This is a genomic window from Nocardiopsis sp. LDBS0036 (assembly GCF_041228755.1).
Classification (GTDB): domain Bacteria; phylum Actinomycetota; class Actinomycetes; order Streptosporangiales; family Streptosporangiaceae; genus Nocardiopsis; species Nocardiopsis dassonvillei.
On the sequence record NZ_CP141103.1, the window covers coordinates 4,307,102 to 4,323,729 of the forward strand.

A 16,628-nucleotide genomic window follows, 5' to 3' on the forward strand; every position below is an offset into this window, starting at 1 on the left:
CCCCCATGACCTCGCATGCCCTTGCCGCCGCCGTGACCACGCTGCACCGCGAGGCCGCCGCCCTCTACGCGCTCATCGGGCGCGAGTTCGGCCTGACCACTCAGCAGGCCCAGCTGCTGTGCGTCCTGACTTCCGATCGGCCGTCCTTCAGCGAACTGGCCGCCACTCTCGGCTGCGACAGGACCAATGTCACCGGCATGATCGACCGGCTGGAGAGGCGGGGGCTGCTGGCGAGGGAGCGCGACAGCGAGGACCGCAGGGTGCATCGCGTAACGGCCACCCAGGAGGGCGAACAGCTGATCGCGCGCCTACGGGATCGCTTCGCCGAATCGGTCGCCGACCGGTTCAGCCGTCTCACACCCGAGGAACATGACCGCCTCGCCGCCCTGGCGACCGCACTCACCCCCGGAACAGCACCGAACTCGAAACACTGATGGCCCTGGTCGGCGAACCGGCCGCTCCACGCCACCCCCTGCGGCGCACCGCCGCTGTGCGCTCCACGGGCGCGGGGTTCGCGGCCCGCTCAACCGCCGTTCTGGTCGCCCAGCAGGTCCACGCCCCGGTCCAGCAGGCCGTGCAGGTGCAGGGCCAGCTGGAGCTCCAGCGCCCGGCCGGGACGCTGCCAGTCCGCCCCGATCAGCTGACCGATCCGCTCCAGGCGCTGCGCCACCGTGTTCACGTGGATGTGCAGGTCCTCCTTGGCGCGCGACAGGTTGCCCCCGGCGGCGAAGTACGCCCGCAGAGTCTCCACCAGCAGCGTTCCCCGCCTGGCGTCGTACTCCAGCAGCGGCCCGAGCGTCGCCGACACGAACCCCGGCACGTCCCGGTCCTGGCTCAGCAGCAGCCCCGAGAACCCCAGGTCCCCCGTGGTCGCCACGTCCCCCTCCCGTCCCAGCGCACGCAGCGTCTGGAGGCACCGGGCCGCCTCGGCGAACGCGTCCCCGAACGAGGCCGGACCGGCCGTCGGACCGGCCAGCCCCGCCGTCACGGGGCCGTTCACCGCACCCGACAGCTCGTCGGCCACCCGTCGGCCCACCGCCGACGGGTCCCTCCCGGGCAGCGCCAGCACCAGGCGGCCCGACCGGCTCCCGGCCAGTCCCCCGGTGGTCTCCGCGACGTGGGTCGCCGCCGAGCGCAACCGCCCCGGGTCCCCGCCCGGGGCCTCGGCCACCACCAGCACGTGCGGCGCGTCCAGGTCCGCGTGCAGCAGCGCGGCCCGCTGGCGCAGCGAAACCGGATCGCGCGCGGGCACCTCCAACAGCTCGTCCAGCAGGTCCCCGCGCAGCCTGTGCTCGGTCTCGCTCACCGAACGCCGGATGAGCAGCAGCAGCGCCGTCACCATCGCCGACCGCTCCAGGACGCGCTGGTCGGTGGAGTCCAGCTCCACCCCGCGCAGCACCAGCGTTCCCAGCGGCTCGGTCCCGGCCGCCGCCGTCGCCACCCACGCCCGGCCCGCCCGCACCGCGCGGCCGCTGGCCAGCGACGAGCGCACCGCCTCGGCCAGGTCCCCGTCGCCCGCGTCCCACGGGACGCCCTCCCGCACCACACCCTCCGGGCTGGCGGTCACCGAGGAGTCCGAGGTCGCGTCGTGGATCAGCACCGTGCCGCCCAGCACCTCGGCCACCGCCGCCGCGACCTCGCGCACGCCGCCGCCCCGCAGCACCAGGTCGGTCAACCGGTCGTGCGCCGCCGCCGACCGCTCCACCGACGCCGTGTGCCGCTGCAACCGCTCGTTGACGGTGTGCAGCTCGTCCAGGGCACGCCGGGTGTCGTCGATGAGGTTCGCGCTGTCGATCGCGATCGCCGCGTGCGCGGCCAGCGACGACAGCAGCGCCACCTCCGAGTGGGCGAAGGGGCGCTCGCGCCGGTTGGCGGCGAACAGCACGCCCACGTCGCGTCCGTTCATCTTCAGCGGCACGCCCAGGATGGCCACCAGGCCTTCGTCGCGCACCGCGTGGTCGATGTTCTCCGCGTGCGTGAACCGGGGATCGGCGAAGTAGTTCGCCGTCACGTACGGCAGGGCCGTGGTCGCCACCAGCCCGCCCAACCCCTTGCCCGGGGCCAGCCGCAACCGCTGGAACGCCGCCGACACCGACCCCGACGTCACCCGCATGTACGTGCCGCCCGCCTCCGGGTCGCTCAGCGTCAGGTACGCGGTGTCGGTGCCCAGCAGGTTGCGGGCCCGCTCCACGATCGCCTGGAGCACCTGGTCCAGACTGCGCATGCCCGCCAGGTCGTTGGCGGTCTCGAACAGCGCGCCCAGTTCCGACTCGCGCCGCCGCCGGTCGCGCATCACCGACCGCACCCGCAGCGCCGTCATCTTCGCGGCCTCCAGGGCGGCGACCACCTCCGGGTCGTCCCCGCGCGCCCGCGCGCGCAGCACCGGGCGCTCGTACTCCACGGCCGGGGCGTCGCGCAGCAGCAGGTCCAGGAACAGGGCCTGGCCGTCGGCGCCCGCGGCGCCGTCGTCGGCGGGGACACCGGTCGAACCGGACGTGGTGGTGTTCAGCTCGCGCTCCATGCTCCGTCCACGGGCAGGGAGGCGCCGTTGACGAACGACGCGTCCTCACCGCACAGGTAGGCGACCAGCTCGGCGACCTCGGAGGGCTCGATCAGCCGCTTGAGCGGGCTCCGGGCCAGCAGGACCTCCGAGAGCACCCGCTCCTCCGGAATGCCGTGCGCCGCCGCCTGGTCGGCGATCTGCCTCTCCACCAGCGGGGTGCGCACGTATCCGGGGTTCACACAGTTGGAGGTCACCCCGTGTGCGGCGCCCTCCAGGGCCACCACCTTCGAGAAGCCCTCCAGGCCGTGCTTGGCGGTCACGTAGGCCGACTTGTAGGCCGAGGCGCGCAGCCCGTGCACCGAGGAGATGTTGACGACGCGGCCCCACCCCCGTGCGTACATGTGGGGCAGGGCGCCGCGCACCACGCGGAACGGCGACTCGACCATGAGACGAAGGATGAGGGAGAAACGCTCCGGAGGGAAGTCCTGGACGGGCGCGACCGTCTGGACGCCCGCGTTGTTGACCACGACGTCCGCGCCCCGCGCGGCCTCCTCGGCGGCGTCCAGGTCGGTCAGATCCAGCTCCACCGCCTCGCCGACGCCCCGGTCGGCCAGTTCGTCCAGGGCCCGCCCGTCGAGGTCGACCATCCGGACCCGGGCTCCGGCGTCCGCCAGGCGCAGGGCGCACGCCCTGCCGATGCCGCTGGCCGCACCGGTCACCAGCGCGGTCCTTCCGGTGAGGTCGACCCGGGTGGTGCGGGGGTTCCCCGCCGTTCCGGGAACGGGGGGCCGGGTGGCCTGCCGCGCCGTGCCCGACGGGAACTCGTGCGTCGTCATGGAAGCAAACTAGGCGCGCCTCCGCGAGCGGGGGATAGGGGCACCGGACACACCCCCGGGCTCGGACATGTGCCCCGCGCCCATGGGCCGGAGGACGGCTGTGGGTTCCCCACTGGCGGCGGAGGTGTGATCGCTGTCTCCGCTACATGTTGTGTGGATCACATCAGGGCTAGGCTCCCGGCCAGATCCCCCGCTCACCGACCGGATCACCGGAGGCACCCCCCATGGACTCCACGGCACCACCCGCCAGCCGTCCCCTGCCAGCGACCGCCCTCTCCCTCACCGCGACCCTGGCCACCGTGGCCGTCATGGTCGCCGCCCTGCTGATCGCTCTGGCCCCGCGCGCCTCGGCGGCCACACTCACCCCGGTGCCCTCGTTCGGCGCCAACCCCGGCAACCTGGCGATGCACTCCTACGTTCCCGACGGCCTGCCCGCCGACGCGCCCCTGGTCGTGCTCCTGCACGGCTGCGCGCAGAACGCCGCCGCCTACCACGACCACTCCGGGTGGGCCGGGTACGCCGACGAGCACGGCTTCGCCCTCGTCTACCCCGAGCAGAGGCCGGCCAACAACGCCACCGGCTGCTTCAACTGGTTCCAGCCGGGAGACACCGCGCGCGACTCCGGCGAGGCCAGGTCGGTCCGCTCCATGGTCGGGCACGCCGTGTCCGCCCACGGCCTGGACGCCGACCGGGTGTACGTCTCCGGGCTCTCCGCCGGAGGCGCCATGGCGGGAGAACTCCTCGCCGCCTACCCCGACCTGTTCGCCGGGGGCAGCGTCGTCGCGGGAATCCCCGTGGGCTGCGCCAGCGGCATGATCGACGCCTTCGGCTGCATGAACCCCGGAAAGACGAGGAACCCGCAGCAGTGGGGCGACGAGGTCCGCGCCCAGAACCCCGGGTGGGACGGGCCCTGGCCGCGCGTCGCCGTCTGGCACGGCACCGCCGACACCACGGTCGACCCCGCCAACGGCGAGGCGGTCGCGAGCCAGTGGACGAACGTCCACGGGCTGTCCGGCGCCCCCGACGCCACCGAGCGGCTGCCGGGCTCCACCACCGCCGCCTACCACGGCGGAGACGCGGCCACCGCGGCCGTCGCCCACTACACGGTCTCCGGCATGGGCCACGGCACCCCCGTCGACCCGTCCGCGGGCTGCGGCACCGCGGGCGCCTACTTCCTCGACACCGTCTGCTCGACCGGGTACACCGTCGACTTCTGGGGCATCGGCGACGGAGGCGGCCCCGGCCCGGACCCCACGGACCCGCCCACGGAGGAGCCGACCGACCCGCCGACCGGGCCGGGGACGTGCGTGAGGGACAGCAACTACGACCACGTGTCGGCGGGCCGCGCCGTCCAGCGCTCCGGGCTGGTCTACGCGGTCGGCTCCGGCGACGCGCTCGGCCTGTGGAACGTCTTCGTCACCACGTCGCTCACCGAGACCTCACCGGGCCACTGGGAGCACACGCCCGGAGGCTGCTAGGACCCGTTCCCGCCGCGTGCCAGGCGCCCGAAGTGGCTCACCGCCGCGCCCAGCGCGAAGTGCGCGGCCTGGTGCTCGGTCATCGGGACCACCCCTGCCGGGACGGTCACCCGGAAGGGGAACTCCTCGTCCGGCCGGATGCGGAAGTCGTCAATCACTCCCTGGGACAGGAGCATGGTCAGTGCCTCGCGGACCTGCCCACTGCGGTTGTCTGACGCCCAGATCGACATGTCCCCAACCCTAGCCCGGCGGCGGTCCACCCTCGGGGGGAACGGCGAACACCCCCCGGGCCGACGACGGATACGGGCGGGCCGCGACCGCGACCCGCCCGTGCTCCGGAGGACGGACACGACCCCCGTGGTGTCCGTCCCCGCCGCCCGCCGCTGCCGTCCGTCGTCCCCCGACGGCGGACGCGGCGGACGGAGTCCGTCGCGCCTCAGCCGCCCTCGGGCAGCTGGGCCTGTCCCGCGAGAACGTTCGCGGTCAGGCGGCGCAGCGCCAGCCTGGTGGCCTCGAACTCCTCCTCGGGGAGGTCGATGACCCTCCCGATCGCCTCCGGAATCCCCTCGGCGCGCGCCCTGAGCCGCCCGCCCTCCTCGGTGAGGGCGACGAGGACGGAGCGCTCGTCCCGCGGGTCACGCCCCCGGACCAGCAGCCCCCGGGCCTCCAGCCGCTTGAGCAGCGGTGTGAGGGTCCCGTAGTCCAGCTGGAGTACGGAGCCGAAGTCCTTCACCCAGCACTCGCCGCGCTCCCAGAGGAGCATCATCACCAGGTACTGGGGATAGGTCAGCCCCAACGGCTCCAGCAGGGGCCGGTACAGGTTGGTGACCGCACGCGACGCCGCGTAGAGGGCGAAGCACATCTGCTCGTCTACTGCGGGAAGGGAGAAGCCGCCCGCGGGGGCGGGGGTTCGGTCGGCCATCGCCACCATCGTAGTTACCCGGCGCCCGATTTCCAAAGCCCGCAATTACCTTGCGTGCAAAGAAAAGTGGTACCGCGTCCCCCAGGTGTGCCGCACGGGGTCGTCGCAGGTCGGAAGGGGCGCCGGTGCCGCGCACCCGAGTCCCCGCCGTCACACGGGACCGCCGCGCGGGAACGGCGCGCGTTCACGGAAGGCGGCGCGCCCCGACGGACGCCAGCAGCGCGGTGCCCCCCCACCCACATCCGTCTCCGCACCCGCATCTGTCCCCCCACGCGCACCCGGCTGTCCCGGCGCCCGCGCGTCCGGCCGGGCGGTCACGCACTCCATCCGCGTGGCGTCTCCCGCACCCGGATTTGCGGCCCGGGCGGTCACGCACTCCACCCGCGCGGTGCCCCGCTGCCCGCACCCGTGCGTCCGGCCCGGGCGGGCACCAACCCCACCGACCTATCCGCGCTCCTCCCGACGGGGCAGCAGGCGCTTGACCACCTTGCCCGTGGCGTTGCGCGGCAGCTCGTCCACGACCACCACGTCGCGCGGCACCGAGAACCGCCCGAGCACCCGCCGCACGTGCGTCCGCACCTGATTCGGATCCACGCCCCGGCCCTCGTGCGGCACCACGTACGCCGCGAACCGCTGCCCGAACTCCTCGTCGGGCACACCCGTCACCACGACCTCACGCACCTCGGGAAGCGTCACGATCGCCTCCTCGACCGGCCGGGGGAACACGTTCTCCCCGCCCGAGACGATCATGTCGTCGTCCCGGCCCGCCACGTGCAGCAGCCCGTTCGCGTCCACGTGACCCCGGTCGCCGGTCTCCATCAACCCGTCCGCGACCCTCCTGCTCCGCCCGTCCGTGTAGCCGTCGAAGAGCATGTCGTTGCCGACGTGGATCGACCCCTCCGTCCCCGGAGGCACCTCCACCCCGCCGGGGTCCAGGACCGCGATCCGCGTCCCCAGGGGCGGACGGCCCGCCGTCGTCGGGGACAGCCGCATCTCCCCGGGAGTCGCGATCGTCGCCCACGACACCTCGGTCGACCCGTACAGGTTGTAGAGCACGTCCCCGAACGCGTCCATGAAACCCGTGATCAGCTGCGGGCTCATCGCCGAGCCGCTGCACGCCACGATCCGCAGCGACGACGTGTCGTACCGCTCGCGCGTGGACCGGGGCAGGTCCATGATCCGCCGCAGCATCACCGGCACCGCGAACAGCGCGGTGCACCGCTCCTCCTGGACCGTGCGCAGAGCGTCCTCCGGCTCGAACAGCCGCCTCATCACCAACGTCGCCCGCATCGACATGCCCAGCTGCACACCCGCCAGCCCCCACGTGTGGAAGATCGGCGCCGACACCAGGATGCGGTCCGAGGACCGCAGCGGGATGCGCGACAGCACCGACGCCGCGTCCTGCGGCCCCCTCGGAGTGGGCCTCCGCGCCCCCTTGGGCGCGCCCGTCGTCCCCGACGTCAGCACGACCAGACGGCCGGGGCGCTCCGGCGGCTCCGGATCGGACTCCGAGACCTCCCGCGCCCGCCACGGCACCCCCGGGCCCCCGTCGGAGGGCTCCCCCCAGGCCGTCACCCGCACGACACCGGGATCGAGCTCGGCGCACATCCCCTCGAACTCGGCGTCGGCGACGACCACCGACACCCCGTTGCCCCCCACGGCCGCGGCCAGCTGGCCCGCCGACAGCCCCGTGTTCAGCAGCACGGTGTCGGCGCCCAAGCGCCCGCAGGCCACCATCGTCTGCACGAAACCGCTGTGGTTGCGGCACAGCACGCCCACGCGCGCACCCGCGCCCACACCCGCGCGGCGCAGGTCCCTGGCCAGCTCGCGGCCGCGCAGGTCCATCTCGCGGAAGGTCGTGGGGCCCAGCTCGTCGACGACCGCGACGGCGTCGGGCACGCGCTCGTTCGCGGCGGCGTAGCCCCCGGCGATCGTGGCGCCCCACGTGCGCAGCGCGCGGAGCTGACGGACGACCCTGTCGGGACGTCCCGGGCTGAGCACACCGGCGCGGACGAGCACCCGCACCGTTTCCAGGACGTGTCGCGTGCGGGAGGTGGCGTGCGGGCCTTCGGCGTTGGGCGCCATGGTGTCTCCGGGAGCTGACGGGGACGGGCGAAGCGTTCCGCGCCTCACCGGGGAGCCTTCGCCGCGTGACTCCCCGGAAGTACTGCGACCGTAGGCGAGGAACCCCCGCCGTTTCTCCGTCCCCGGATGAGTCCCCGCCGGCGCGCGGTTGTCACCCCCGTACGAAGGACGGATGCGCGCGAACCCCTCGGGCACCGCGGCGGGGCCGCCGCGCGCACCGCACGGCGGCCCCGGGCAGCTGCCACGGTCGGTGGGGGCTAGCCGGTCACGGTGATGGGCGAGGACGGGGCGTCGGCGTTGGTCACCTCGTAGACCGCCTCGAAGGGGGCCTGCGTCGCGCTGGTCGGGCAGCCGAACCCGCCCGTCACCTCGACCGGGGCCGCGGTGTCGAAGGCCAGGGTCGAGGCGGGGGAGCCGTTGGTCCACGTGCCGCCGATGGCGGCGGCCGCGTCAGGGCTGACCGTCGCGGTGCACGAGGCCAGGCCGCTCGTGGTCACCACGATGCCCCCGGCCGGGATCACCATGGTGCCGACGGTCGGTGACCCGTGCTGCATGGTCATCTCCCACACGGGATCGGCCACGGTGACCGTCGCGGACACGAAGGGGACGTTGGTCGAGCAGTCCGTGAAGTCCGGCGCGTTGATGGTCGAGGAGACCGCGCCACCGGGGTTGTGGTTGCCGGGAGCCGTGGGAACCAGGTTGTTCCCGTTGCCCGGAGAGGTGGACGACGCGTCGCAGGTCACCACGACGCTGCCGGCGGTGAAGGTGGCGCTGCCGCTCAGAGCGGCCTCGAAGGCCGCCCCGGCGGGCGTCACCGTGGTCGGACCCTGCTGGGCGGAGGCGCTACCGCCCCAGGCCAGGGCCAGGACACCCGCCGCAGCCGTCGCCAGGAGGGCGCGGGCGGGGGATATCGGTCGCGGAACCGACATGGGTACTCCTTGTGTGTGGCGGCCGGACGGCACACGGATGCGCCGCACGGCGGGGTCGGGGGGTTGTACGCGCCGAATCGGTAGACGTGGTTTTCCTGTGGCCTCCGGGAACACACGGGCCCGTGACGCTCTCCGCGCGTGTCCCCGGTGGTACGGGGGCCGGTTCAGTCCCCGGCTCGGGTGTCCGGAGGGGCCTCCACGCCCTCCTCCTCCCGGCGCCTCCGTCGTCGTCCCCTCCGCCGGGGCGGCCGGGCGACCGGCCGCCAGGAGAAGGCCAGTCCGCCACCGGCCAGCGCCAGCAGGGTGCCGACCACCAGACCGCCCAGGTTGGACAGGATGAGCGCGCCCAGACCGAGGAACCCGGCCAGCGAACCGGTGATGACGTGCTGGTTCGGGGTGAACCAGGTGACCAGGCCCAGAACGGCGAGCATGCCGCCGAACATCAGCGAGGAGACCCCGCCGACACCGGTCTGGATCATCAGCTCCACCGGCATCGCGACGAGCGAGGCCATGACGGCGCCGGAGAGGATCATCAGGAGCCCTCCCGCGAAGGGGCGGCGCTTGCGCCATCCGCGCCAGCGCGCGCCCGCGCTCCGCGACGGCTTCAGAAGCACTCGTCGTCCCCCATGCTGATGCCCAAGCTCAGGCCGGAGAGACGGAAGGTCCCGGCGCTGGCGGCCCTGGCTGTCTGCTCCAGGTCCTCGATCACGATGGTGTCGGACTGCATGCCGAACAGGTCGTCGAACCCCCGCGACCCCTGCGGGCCCTGGTCGAGGGTGCCCGCGTCGCGGCCGATCTCGATGTCCTCGAACGAGGCGTTGCCGTCCATCTGCGACATGTCGATCACCAGGTTCTCCGCGACGACCGGGGTGCCCCGGTCACCGGCGGTCAGCCGGAGCGAGATCTGTCCGACGATGGGGAACTCGGTCAGGACCGACTGGCACAGCCCCTGGATCTCGGCCTCGCGGATCCCGGCGACGGCCACCGGCACGGCCTCCTCGCGGACCGTCTGGTCCAGCCAGCCGTACTGGACGAAGCCCTCGCCGTTCAGCTCCTCCGCGGAGATCTTGAAGTCCTGACCGGAGACGGTGAAGGAGGCGGCGAGGGCGCCCTGAGCCATGGCGACCAGGATGCCGCCCACGGCCGCGCCCGCCGGGATCGAGAAGAGCGCGAAGCGCTTCCAGCTGGTGTGGCTCTCGGGGGTGTCGGGGGATGTGGTGTCCATGCATGTCCTTCCGTGGGTGCATGGCCGCGCTGCGCCTGCCGTCCCCCCGAACCTTCGGCACGCGGCCTGGTCGCGGTCGTCCCCGTCCCTCGGGGCGCCGGACCAGAGTCCGTTCCGGTAACGCTGCACATCATGTATTGCATCCGGGGGGATTTCAAGGGCCTTCTTCGAACTTTCCCGCCTTTTCCGATTTTCACGCCAAACACGGGTGTGGCACCGTTAAGAGCCGACCTGAGCTGCGCAAACGCGCGAATGTGCTTGTCGGGGACGAGGTGTGGCATTTGGCTGTGAGCGCTCTTTGTCATTCCGGTGAGCGTTCTTCCGCACCGGCCTTCTCAGCCGGGTGAGTCGTCGGTGCCCACTCCAGCCCGCCCGCGCCCGGGTGCGCGCGTGAGGCGATGTGTGAGCGGCGACACGTGGGCTGCGGTTTGCTCGGTGTTCACGAGGGGGGTAGTGTTCTCCGAGTCGCCACGGGACGGCGAGCGGCCTTCGGGCCGACTCGGAACCGGACCGGGTCCGGCGGCACCCTCCTTCCTCTCAACCGAACCGGTTCGAGCACCGCTCTGCATCGGCTAGGCTTCGGGAGGCGCTTCCAAGGAAACACGGAAGCGAAACAGGAAACGGGCTTTACCCCGATCAGAAACACCCCGAACCGCCGATTTGGCGGGGCGCGGAACACCTGATAAAGTAAAGACACAACAAAGCGGAAACGCACAACGCCTTCGACGGAAAAGCTCACAGCAGCTTGTACACGAAGAGCGGTTGTTTCTTGAGAACTCAACAGCGCGTGTTTGATTTTCTTTAAGCCATGTTTGTTTTGGCCCCGTCACACAGAACCACTCGGTTCGTGTGCGGAGGTTCCTTTGATTAGCCGGGGTAACCCGGTTGGTCAGGATTACTTCTAGGTTTACCCGCCCAGACGGCTCCTTCGGGGGACGCGGGTCGGGTTGAGTGACCTTTATGGAGAGTTTGATCCTGGCTCAGGACGAACGCTGGCGGCGTGCTTAACACATGCAAGTCGAGCGGTAAGGCCCTTCGGGGTACACGAGCGGCGAACGGGTGAGTAACACGTGAGCAACCTGCCCCTGACTCTGGGATAAGCGGTGGAAACGCCGTCTAATACCGGATACGACCCGCCACCTCATGGTGGAGGGTGGAAAGTTTTTCGGTCAGGGATGGGCTCGCGGCCTATCAGCTTGTTGGTGGGGTAACGGCCTACCAAGGCGATTACGGGTAGCCGGCCTGAGAGGGCGACCGGCCACACTGGGACTGAGACACGGCCCAGACTCCTGCGGGAGGCAGCAGTGGGGAATATTGCGCAATGGGCGAAAGCCTGACGCAGCGACGCCGCGTGGGGGATGACGGCCTTCGGGTTGTAAACCTCTTTTACCACCAACGCAGGCTTCCAGTTCTCTGGAGGTTGACGGTAGGTGGGGAATAAGGACCGGCTAACTACGTGCCAGCAGCCGCGGTAATACGTAGGGTCCGAGCGTTGTCCGGAATTATTGGGCGTAAAGAGCTCGTAGGCGGCGTGTCGCGTCTGCTGTGAAAGACCGGGGCTTAACTCCGGTTCTGCAGTGGATACGGGCATGCTAGAGGTAGGTAGGGGAGACTGGAATTCCTGGTGTAGCGGTGAAATGCGCAGATATCAGGAGGAACACCGGTGGCGAAGGCGGGTCTCTGGGCCTTACCTGACGCTGAGGAGCGAAAGCATGGGGAGCGAACAGGATTAGATACCCTGGTAGTCCATGCCGTAAACGTTGGGCGCTAGGTGTGGGGACTTTCCACGGTTTCCGCGCCGTAGCTAACGCATTAAGCGCCCCGCCTGGGGAGTACGGCCGCAAGGCTAAAACTCAAAGGAATTGACGGGGGCCCGCACAAGCGGCGGAGCATGTTGCTTAATTCGACGCAACGCGAAGAACCTTACCAAGGTTTGACATCACCCGTGGACTCGCAGAGATGTGAGGTCATTTAGTTGGCGGGTGACAGGTGGTGCATGGCTGTCGTCAGCTCGTGTCGTGAGATGTTGGGTTAAGTCCCGCAACGAGCGCAACCCTTGTTCCATGTTGCCAGCACGTAATGGTGGGGACTCATGGGAGACTGCCGGGGTCAACTCGGAGGAAGGTGGGGATGACGTCAAGTCATCATGCCCCTTATGTCTTGGGCTGCAAACATGCTACAATGGCCGGTACAATGGGCGTGCGATACCGTAAGGTGGAGCGAATCCCTAAAAGCCGGTCTCAGTTCGGATTGGGGTCTGCAACTCGACCCCATGAAGGTGGAGTCGCTAGTAATCGCGGATCAGCAACGCCGCGGTGAATACGTTCCCGGGCCTTGTACACACCGCCCGTCACGTCATGAAAGTCGGCAACACCCGAAACTTGCGGCCTAACCCCTTGTGGGAGGGAGTGAGTGAAGGTGGGGCTGGCGATTGGGACGAAGTCGTAACAAGGTAGCCGTACCGGAAGGTGCGGCTGGATCACCTCCTTTCTAAGGAGTCTTTACAGGTCGGCATTACTTCTACAGCCGGCCGGACTCGAAAGTGGACCCGGCATCCTTCGGGGTGTTTGGGAGTGGCTGAAGATAGATCGAACTTGACCTCGGGCGACTAGAAGCGTCCGGGGGCGCGCTGTTGGGTGTCTGAGGAAACAACCTCTGCTCCGTAGGGAGTGGGTGTTGGTTCCCGCGGACCGTCTCCGAGAACTCTCGGGTCCTTGCCGTTGTGGTTGGGGATGTGAGTGGTGTTGGGGTATGCGGTTGGTGTTTTGATTTGTGAATAGTGTGCGCGAGCATCTTATTATCTGTAGTGGCCAAGTGATAGTGGCACACGGTGGATGCCTTGGCACCAGGCGCCGATGAAGGACGTGGGAGGCCGCGATAGGCCACGGGGAGCTGTCAACCGAGCTGTGATCCGTGGGTGTCCGAATGGGGAAACCTAGCCCGAGTTGTGTCGGGTTGCCGCCATCTGAATGTATAGGGTGGTTGGTGGTGACGCGGGGAAGTGAAACATCTCAGTACCCGCAGGAAGAGTAAACAACAGTGATTCTCCTAGTAGTGGTGAGCGAACGGGGAAGAGGCTAAACCGTAGGCGTGTGATAGACGGCAGTCGTTGCGTTTGCGGGGTTGTGGGACATATCTGTTCAGGTCTGCCGGCCTGGAGCGTTGATGTCGGTGTTAGTTGAAACCGTTGGGAAGCGGTACCGGAGTGGGTGAGAGTCCCGTAGATGAAGGTACCGGCTAGACGTTGATGTGTTCCCGAGTAGCGCGGAGCCCGTGAAAGTCCGTGTGAATCTGGCAGGACCACCTGCTAAGCCAAAATACGTCCTGGTGACCGATAGTGCACTAGTACCGTGAGGGAAAGGTGAAAAGTGCCCCGGTGAGGGGTCGTGAAATAGTACCTGAAACCGTGTGCTGTCAAGCCGTCAGAGCTGAAGCTTGTCTTTGGTGATGGCGTGCCTTTTGAAGAATGAGCCTGCGAGTCATGGTGTGTGGCGAGGTTAACCCGGGTGGGGTAGCCGTAGGGAAACCGAGTCTGAATAGGGCGATTTGAGTCGCATGCTGTGGACCCGAAGCGGAGTGATCTACCCATGTCCAGGGTGAAGCGGGGGTAAGACCTCGTGGAGGCCCGAACCCACCAGGGTTGAAAACCTGGGGGATGAGGTGTGGGTAGGGGTGAAAGGCCAATCAAACTCCGTGATAGCTGGTTCTCCCCGAAATGCATTTAGGTGCAGCGTCGCGTGTTTCTTGCTGGAGGTAGAGCTACTGTTTGGCTGATGGGCCCGACAAGGTTACTGACGTCAGACAAACTCCGAATGCCGGTTAAGTGAAGCGTGGCAGTGAGACTGCGGGGGATAAGCTTCGTAGTCGAGAGGGAAACAGCCCAGATCATCAGCTAAGGCCCCTAAGCGTGTGCTAAGTGGGAAAGGTTGTGGAGTTGCTGAGACAACCAGGAGGTTGGCTTAGAAGCAGCCATCCTTTAAAGAGTGCGTAATAGCTCACTGGTCAAGTGGTTCTGCGCCGATAATGTAGCGGGGCTAAAGCACACCGCCGAAGCTGTGAAGCTCAAGACTAGTTTCTTGGGTTGGTAGGGGAGCGTCGTGCGTCCGGTGAAGCTGCCGAGTGATCGTGTGGTGGAGGGCGTGCGAGTGAGAATGCAGGCATGAGTAGCGATAGCAACGTGAGAAACGTTGCCGCCGATTGACTAAGGGTTCCTGGGGCAGGTTAATCCGCCCAGGGTGAGTCTGGACCTAAGGCGAGGCCGACAGGCGTAGTCGATGGATAACGGGTTGATATTCCCGTACCCGTGCACGAGCGTCCAGTACTGAATCAGGTGATGCTAACCACGCTGGTGGTCTTGGGTCCCTTCGGGGAGCTTTGACTTACTGGTCTGGGAACCGAGCTTGTAGTAGGTAAGTGATGGGGTGACGCAGGAGGGTAGCTCTACCCGGCGGTGGTTGTCCGGGGGTAAGCGTGTAGGCTGAGAGGTTGGCAAATCCGCCTCTTATATGAGCTGAGACGTGATGCCGAGCCGTTTTTGGTGAAGTGAGTGATCCCATGCTGTCGAGAAAAGCCTCTAGCGAGTTCGTGTGTGGCCAGTACCCTAAACCGACGCAGGTGGTCAGGTAGAGAATACCGAGGCGTTCGGGTGAACCATGGTTAAGGAACTCGGCAAATTGTCCCCGTAACTTTGGGAGAAGGGGAGCCCTGTCTGGTGACGGATCTTGCATCCTGAGCTGGGTGGGGTCGCAGATAGCGGGGGGAAGCGACTGTTTATTAAAAACACAGGTCCGTGCGAAGTCGTAAGACGCTGTATACGGACTGACGCCTGCCCGGTGCTGGAACGTTAAGAGGACTGGTTAGTGGGGGTTCGCCCCTGCGAAGCTGGGAATCTAAGCGCCAGTAAACGGCGGTGGTAACTATAACCATCCTAAGGTAGCGAAATTCCTTGTCGGGTAAGTTCCGACCTGCACGAATGGCGTAACGACTTCCCCACTGTCTCAACCATGGGCCCGGTGAAATTGCACTACGAGTAAAGATGCTCGTTTCGCGCAGCAGGACGGAAAGACCCCGGGACCTTCACTATAGCTTGACATTGGTGTTTGGGATGGTTTGTGTAGGATAGGTGGGAGCCGGTGAAGCTGTCACGCTAGTGGCGGTGGAGGCGTTGGTGAAATACCACTCTGACTGTTTCGGGCATCTAACTTTGGACCGTGATCCGGTTCGGGGACAGTGTCTGGTGGGTAGTTTAACTGGGGCGGTTGCCTCCCAAAGAGTAACGGAGGCGCCCAAAGGTTCCCTCAGCCTGGTTGGTAATCAGGTGTTGAGTGTAAGTGCACAAGGGAGCTTGACTGTGAGACGGACGTGTCGAGCAGGAGCGAAAGCTGGGACTAGTGATCCGGCACCGGCGTGTGGAAGCGGTGTCGCTCAACGGCTAAAAGGTACCCCGGGGATAACAGGCTGATCTTCCCCAAGAGTCCATATCGACGGGATGGTTTGGCACCTCGATGTCGGCTCGTCGCATCCTGGGGCTGGAGTTGGTCCCAAGGGTTGGGCTGTTCGCCCATTAAAGCGGCACGCGAGCTGGGTTTAGAACGTCGTGAGACAGTTCGGTCCCTATCCGCTGTGCGCGTTGGAGACTTGAGAAGGGCTGTCCCTAGTACGAGAGGACCGGGACGGACGAACCTCTGGTGTGCCAGTTGTCCTGCCAAGGGCATGGCTGGTTGGCTACGTTCGGGAGGGATAACCGCTGAAAGCATCTAAGCGGGAAGCTTGCTTCGAGATGAGGTCTCCTGCCTCCTTGAGGGGGTAAGGCTCCCTATAGACGATGGGGTTGATAGGCCGGGTGTGGAAGCCTTGTGAGGGGTGGAGCTGACCGGTACTAATAGGCCGAGGGCTTGTCCGCTGCAGATAATTGGATGTTCGCGCACACTTTTCACGGGATTTTTCCGCCGTGGACGACTCCCCTTGGTGGGTTGAGTTGTTTGGGGTGGTGTGGTTTCCGTGGTGGTTATTGCTGGAGGGTCACACCCGGTCTCTTTCCGAACCCGGTCGTTAAGTCTCTTTGCGCTGATGGTACTGCCCTGTGGTGGGGTGGGAGAGTAGGTCGCTGCCACGGTTTTTCGTTGGGGGGGGTCGCCTGTGGGCGGCCCCCCTCTTTTTGTGGTGGGGGTGGGGTGCCTGCAAGGCGACCCCTTCCCCCTCTTTTTTGTGGTGGTGTTTGTGCGTTTGTGAACGCGGGGGTGGGCGTGTGGGGGTGCGGGTTCCTGGGTGGGCCCCCTGTTTCCAGTCAACCGGGTGCGGGGGTGGCGGTGCCAGAGCGTCTCGCGTCCTGTGGACAACCCACACCAGTAGTCCCCCCCCGCTGGGAGACGCACGGACTGACACTGCGCCCCAGGAGGCGGGGCATGGCACGTTTCCGCTACCGGGACCACGGGTCAGGACGGGGAGCGGACTCTCGTCACGGCGCAGACGGCCGCAGGGCGTGCTCGTCCTCCGCGCCGGCCCCGACAACAGGCACGACAGGGAGCGCAAGCCGGAGGCGCGAGTCACGGAGGCCCCTTCTCGGCGCACGCTGAACACCGCGGTCACGGCCTCGTCGTGCGCCTGGGGGTGAGAGGGGCGGGGGACCCGCGTCGGGGACAGCCTCTGGT

General features: G+C 67.7%; 10 protein-coding genes and 3 rRNA genes. 5 read left to right on the forward strand and 8 right to left on the reverse strand.

The window, feature by feature from the left end; all coding sequences use genetic code 11:
- The first annotated feature begins 5 nt into the window (after positions 1-5).
- Positions 6-434 (forward strand): MarR family winged helix-turn-helix transcriptional regulator, encoded by a 429-nt coding sequence (locus UIS43_RS18210; RefSeq protein WP_071620944.1) that lies wholly within the window; start codon positions 6-8, stop codon positions 432-434.
- Positions 435-523: 89 nt separating this feature from the next.
- On the opposite strand, the gene UIS43_RS18215 is transcribed toward UIS43_RS18210, so the two are convergent.
- Positions 524-2,521, reverse strand: a complete 1,998-nt coding sequence (locus UIS43_RS18215; RefSeq protein ID WP_013151105.1) for a GAF domain-containing protein — start codon at positions 2,519-2,521, stop codon at positions 524-526.
- The gene (locus tag UIS43_RS18220) at positions 2,506-3,339 is read right to left on the reverse strand and encodes a 3-hydroxybutyrate dehydrogenase (RefSeq protein WP_013151106.1); all 834 of its coding nucleotides are present in this window, start codon (positions 3,337-3,339) and stop codon (positions 2,506-2,508) included. The genes UIS43_RS18215 and UIS43_RS18220 overlap by 16 nt, the downstream gene beginning before the upstream one ends.
- Before the next feature lie 224 nt (positions 3,340-3,563).
- Here UIS43_RS18220 and UIS43_RS18225 point away from each other — a divergent pair, with 224 nt between their 5' ends.
- Positions 3,564-4,817, forward strand: a complete 1,254-nt coding sequence (locus UIS43_RS18225) for a PHB depolymerase family esterase (RefSeq protein ID WP_370010989.1) — start codon at positions 3,564-3,566, stop codon at positions 4,815-4,817.
- Here UIS43_RS18225 and UIS43_RS18230 read toward each other — a convergent pair.
- The 6 genes from UIS43_RS18230 to UIS43_RS18255 form a co-directional block, all read right to left on the reverse strand.
- On the reverse strand, positions 4,814-5,047 hold the full coding sequence (locus UIS43_RS18230; RefSeq protein WP_019609576.1) for a hypothetical protein: 234 nt from the start codon (positions 5,045-5,047) through the stop codon (positions 4,814-4,816). The genes UIS43_RS18225 and UIS43_RS18230 overlap by 4 nt on opposite strands.
- A 206-nt stretch (positions 5,048-5,253) precedes the next feature.
- Positions 5,254-5,748: a MarR family winged helix-turn-helix transcriptional regulator gene (locus tag UIS43_RS18235; RefSeq protein WP_013151109.1), complete on the reverse strand. Its 495-nt coding sequence runs from the start codon at positions 5,746-5,748 to the stop codon at positions 5,254-5,256.
- Between the two features lie 435 nt (positions 5,749-6,183).
- On the reverse strand, positions 6,184-7,824 hold the full coding sequence (locus UIS43_RS18240; protein WP_013151110.1) for an AMP-binding protein: 1,641 nt from the start codon (positions 7,822-7,824) through the stop codon (positions 6,184-6,186).
- Between the two features lie 257 nt (positions 7,825-8,081).
- Positions 8,082-8,753, reverse strand: a complete 672-nt coding sequence (locus tag UIS43_RS18245; RefSeq protein WP_013151111.1) for a hypothetical protein — start codon at positions 8,751-8,753, stop codon at positions 8,082-8,084.
- A 164-nt stretch (positions 8,754-8,917) separates the two neighbouring features.
- Positions 8,918-9,286 carry a DUF6114 domain-containing protein gene (locus UIS43_RS18250; RefSeq protein WP_013151112.1) on the reverse strand — a complete coding sequence of 123 codons (369 nt, stop codon included), beginning with the start codon at positions 9,284-9,286 and terminating at the stop codon, positions 8,918-8,920.
- A 71-nt stretch (positions 9,287-9,357) separates the two neighbouring features.
- Entirely contained in the window at positions 9,358-9,978 is a 621-nt protein-coding gene (locus UIS43_RS18255) for a DUF6230 family protein (RefSeq protein WP_013151113.1), read from the reverse strand.
- 957 nt (positions 9,979-10,935) lie between these two features.
- Between UIS43_RS18255 and UIS43_RS18260 the strand changes: the two genes are divergently transcribed.
- The 3 genes from UIS43_RS18260 (at position 10,936) to rrf (ending at position 16,093) form a co-directional block, all read left to right on the forward strand.
- Positions 10,936-12,468, forward strand: a 16S ribosomal RNA gene (locus UIS43_RS18260).
- 317 nt (positions 12,469-12,785) lie between these two features.
- Positions 12,786-15,881, forward strand: a 23S ribosomal RNA gene (locus tag UIS43_RS18265).
- A gap of 96 nt (positions 15,882-15,977) precedes the next feature.
- A 5S ribosomal RNA gene (rrf, locus tag UIS43_RS18270) occupies positions 15,978-16,093 on the forward strand.
- Together the 16S, 23S and 5S rRNA genes form the textbook arrangement of a ribosomal RNA operon.
- Positions 16,094-16,628: the final 535 nt, after the last annotated feature.

Bases quoted from the DNA above. Each gene is read 5' to 3' on its own strand.
- UIS43_RS18220 (WP_013151106.1), bottom strand. From the start codon at position 3,339: ATGACGACGCACGAGTTCCCGTCGGGCACGGCGCGGCAGGCCACCCGG.
- UIS43_RS18215 (WP_013151105.1), bottom strand. From the start codon at position 2,521: ATGGAGCGCGAGCTGAACACCACCACGTCCGGTTCGACCGGTGTCCCC.
- UIS43_RS18210 (WP_071620944.1), top strand. From the start codon at position 6: ATGACCTCGCATGCCCTTGCCGCCGCCGTGACCACGCTGCACCGCGAG.
- UIS43_RS18235 (WP_013151109.1), bottom strand. From the start codon at position 5,748: ATGGTGGCGATGGCCGACCGAACCCCCGCCCCCGCGGGCGGCTTCTCC.
- UIS43_RS18225 (WP_370010989.1), top strand. From the start codon at position 3,564: ATGGACTCCACGGCACCACCCGCCAGCCGTCCCCTGCCAGCGACCGCC.
- UIS43_RS18245 (WP_013151111.1), bottom strand. From the start codon at position 8,753: ATGTCGGTTCCGCGACCGATATCCCCCGCCCGCGCCCTCCTGGCGACG.
- UIS43_RS18240 (WP_013151110.1), bottom strand. From the start codon at position 7,824: ATGGCGCCCAACGCCGAAGGCCCGCACGCCACCTCCCGCACGCGACAC.
- UIS43_RS18230 (WP_019609576.1), bottom strand. From the start codon at position 5,047: ATGTCGATCTGGGCGTCAGACAACCGCAGTGGGCAGGTCCGCGAGGCA.
- UIS43_RS18250 (WP_013151112.1), bottom strand. From the start codon at position 9,286: ATGATCCTCTCCGGCGCCGTCATGGCCTCGCTCGTCGCGATGCCGGTG.
- UIS43_RS18255 (WP_013151113.1), bottom strand. From the start codon at position 9,978: ATGGACACCACATCCCCCGACACCCCCGAGAGCCACACCAGCTGGAAG.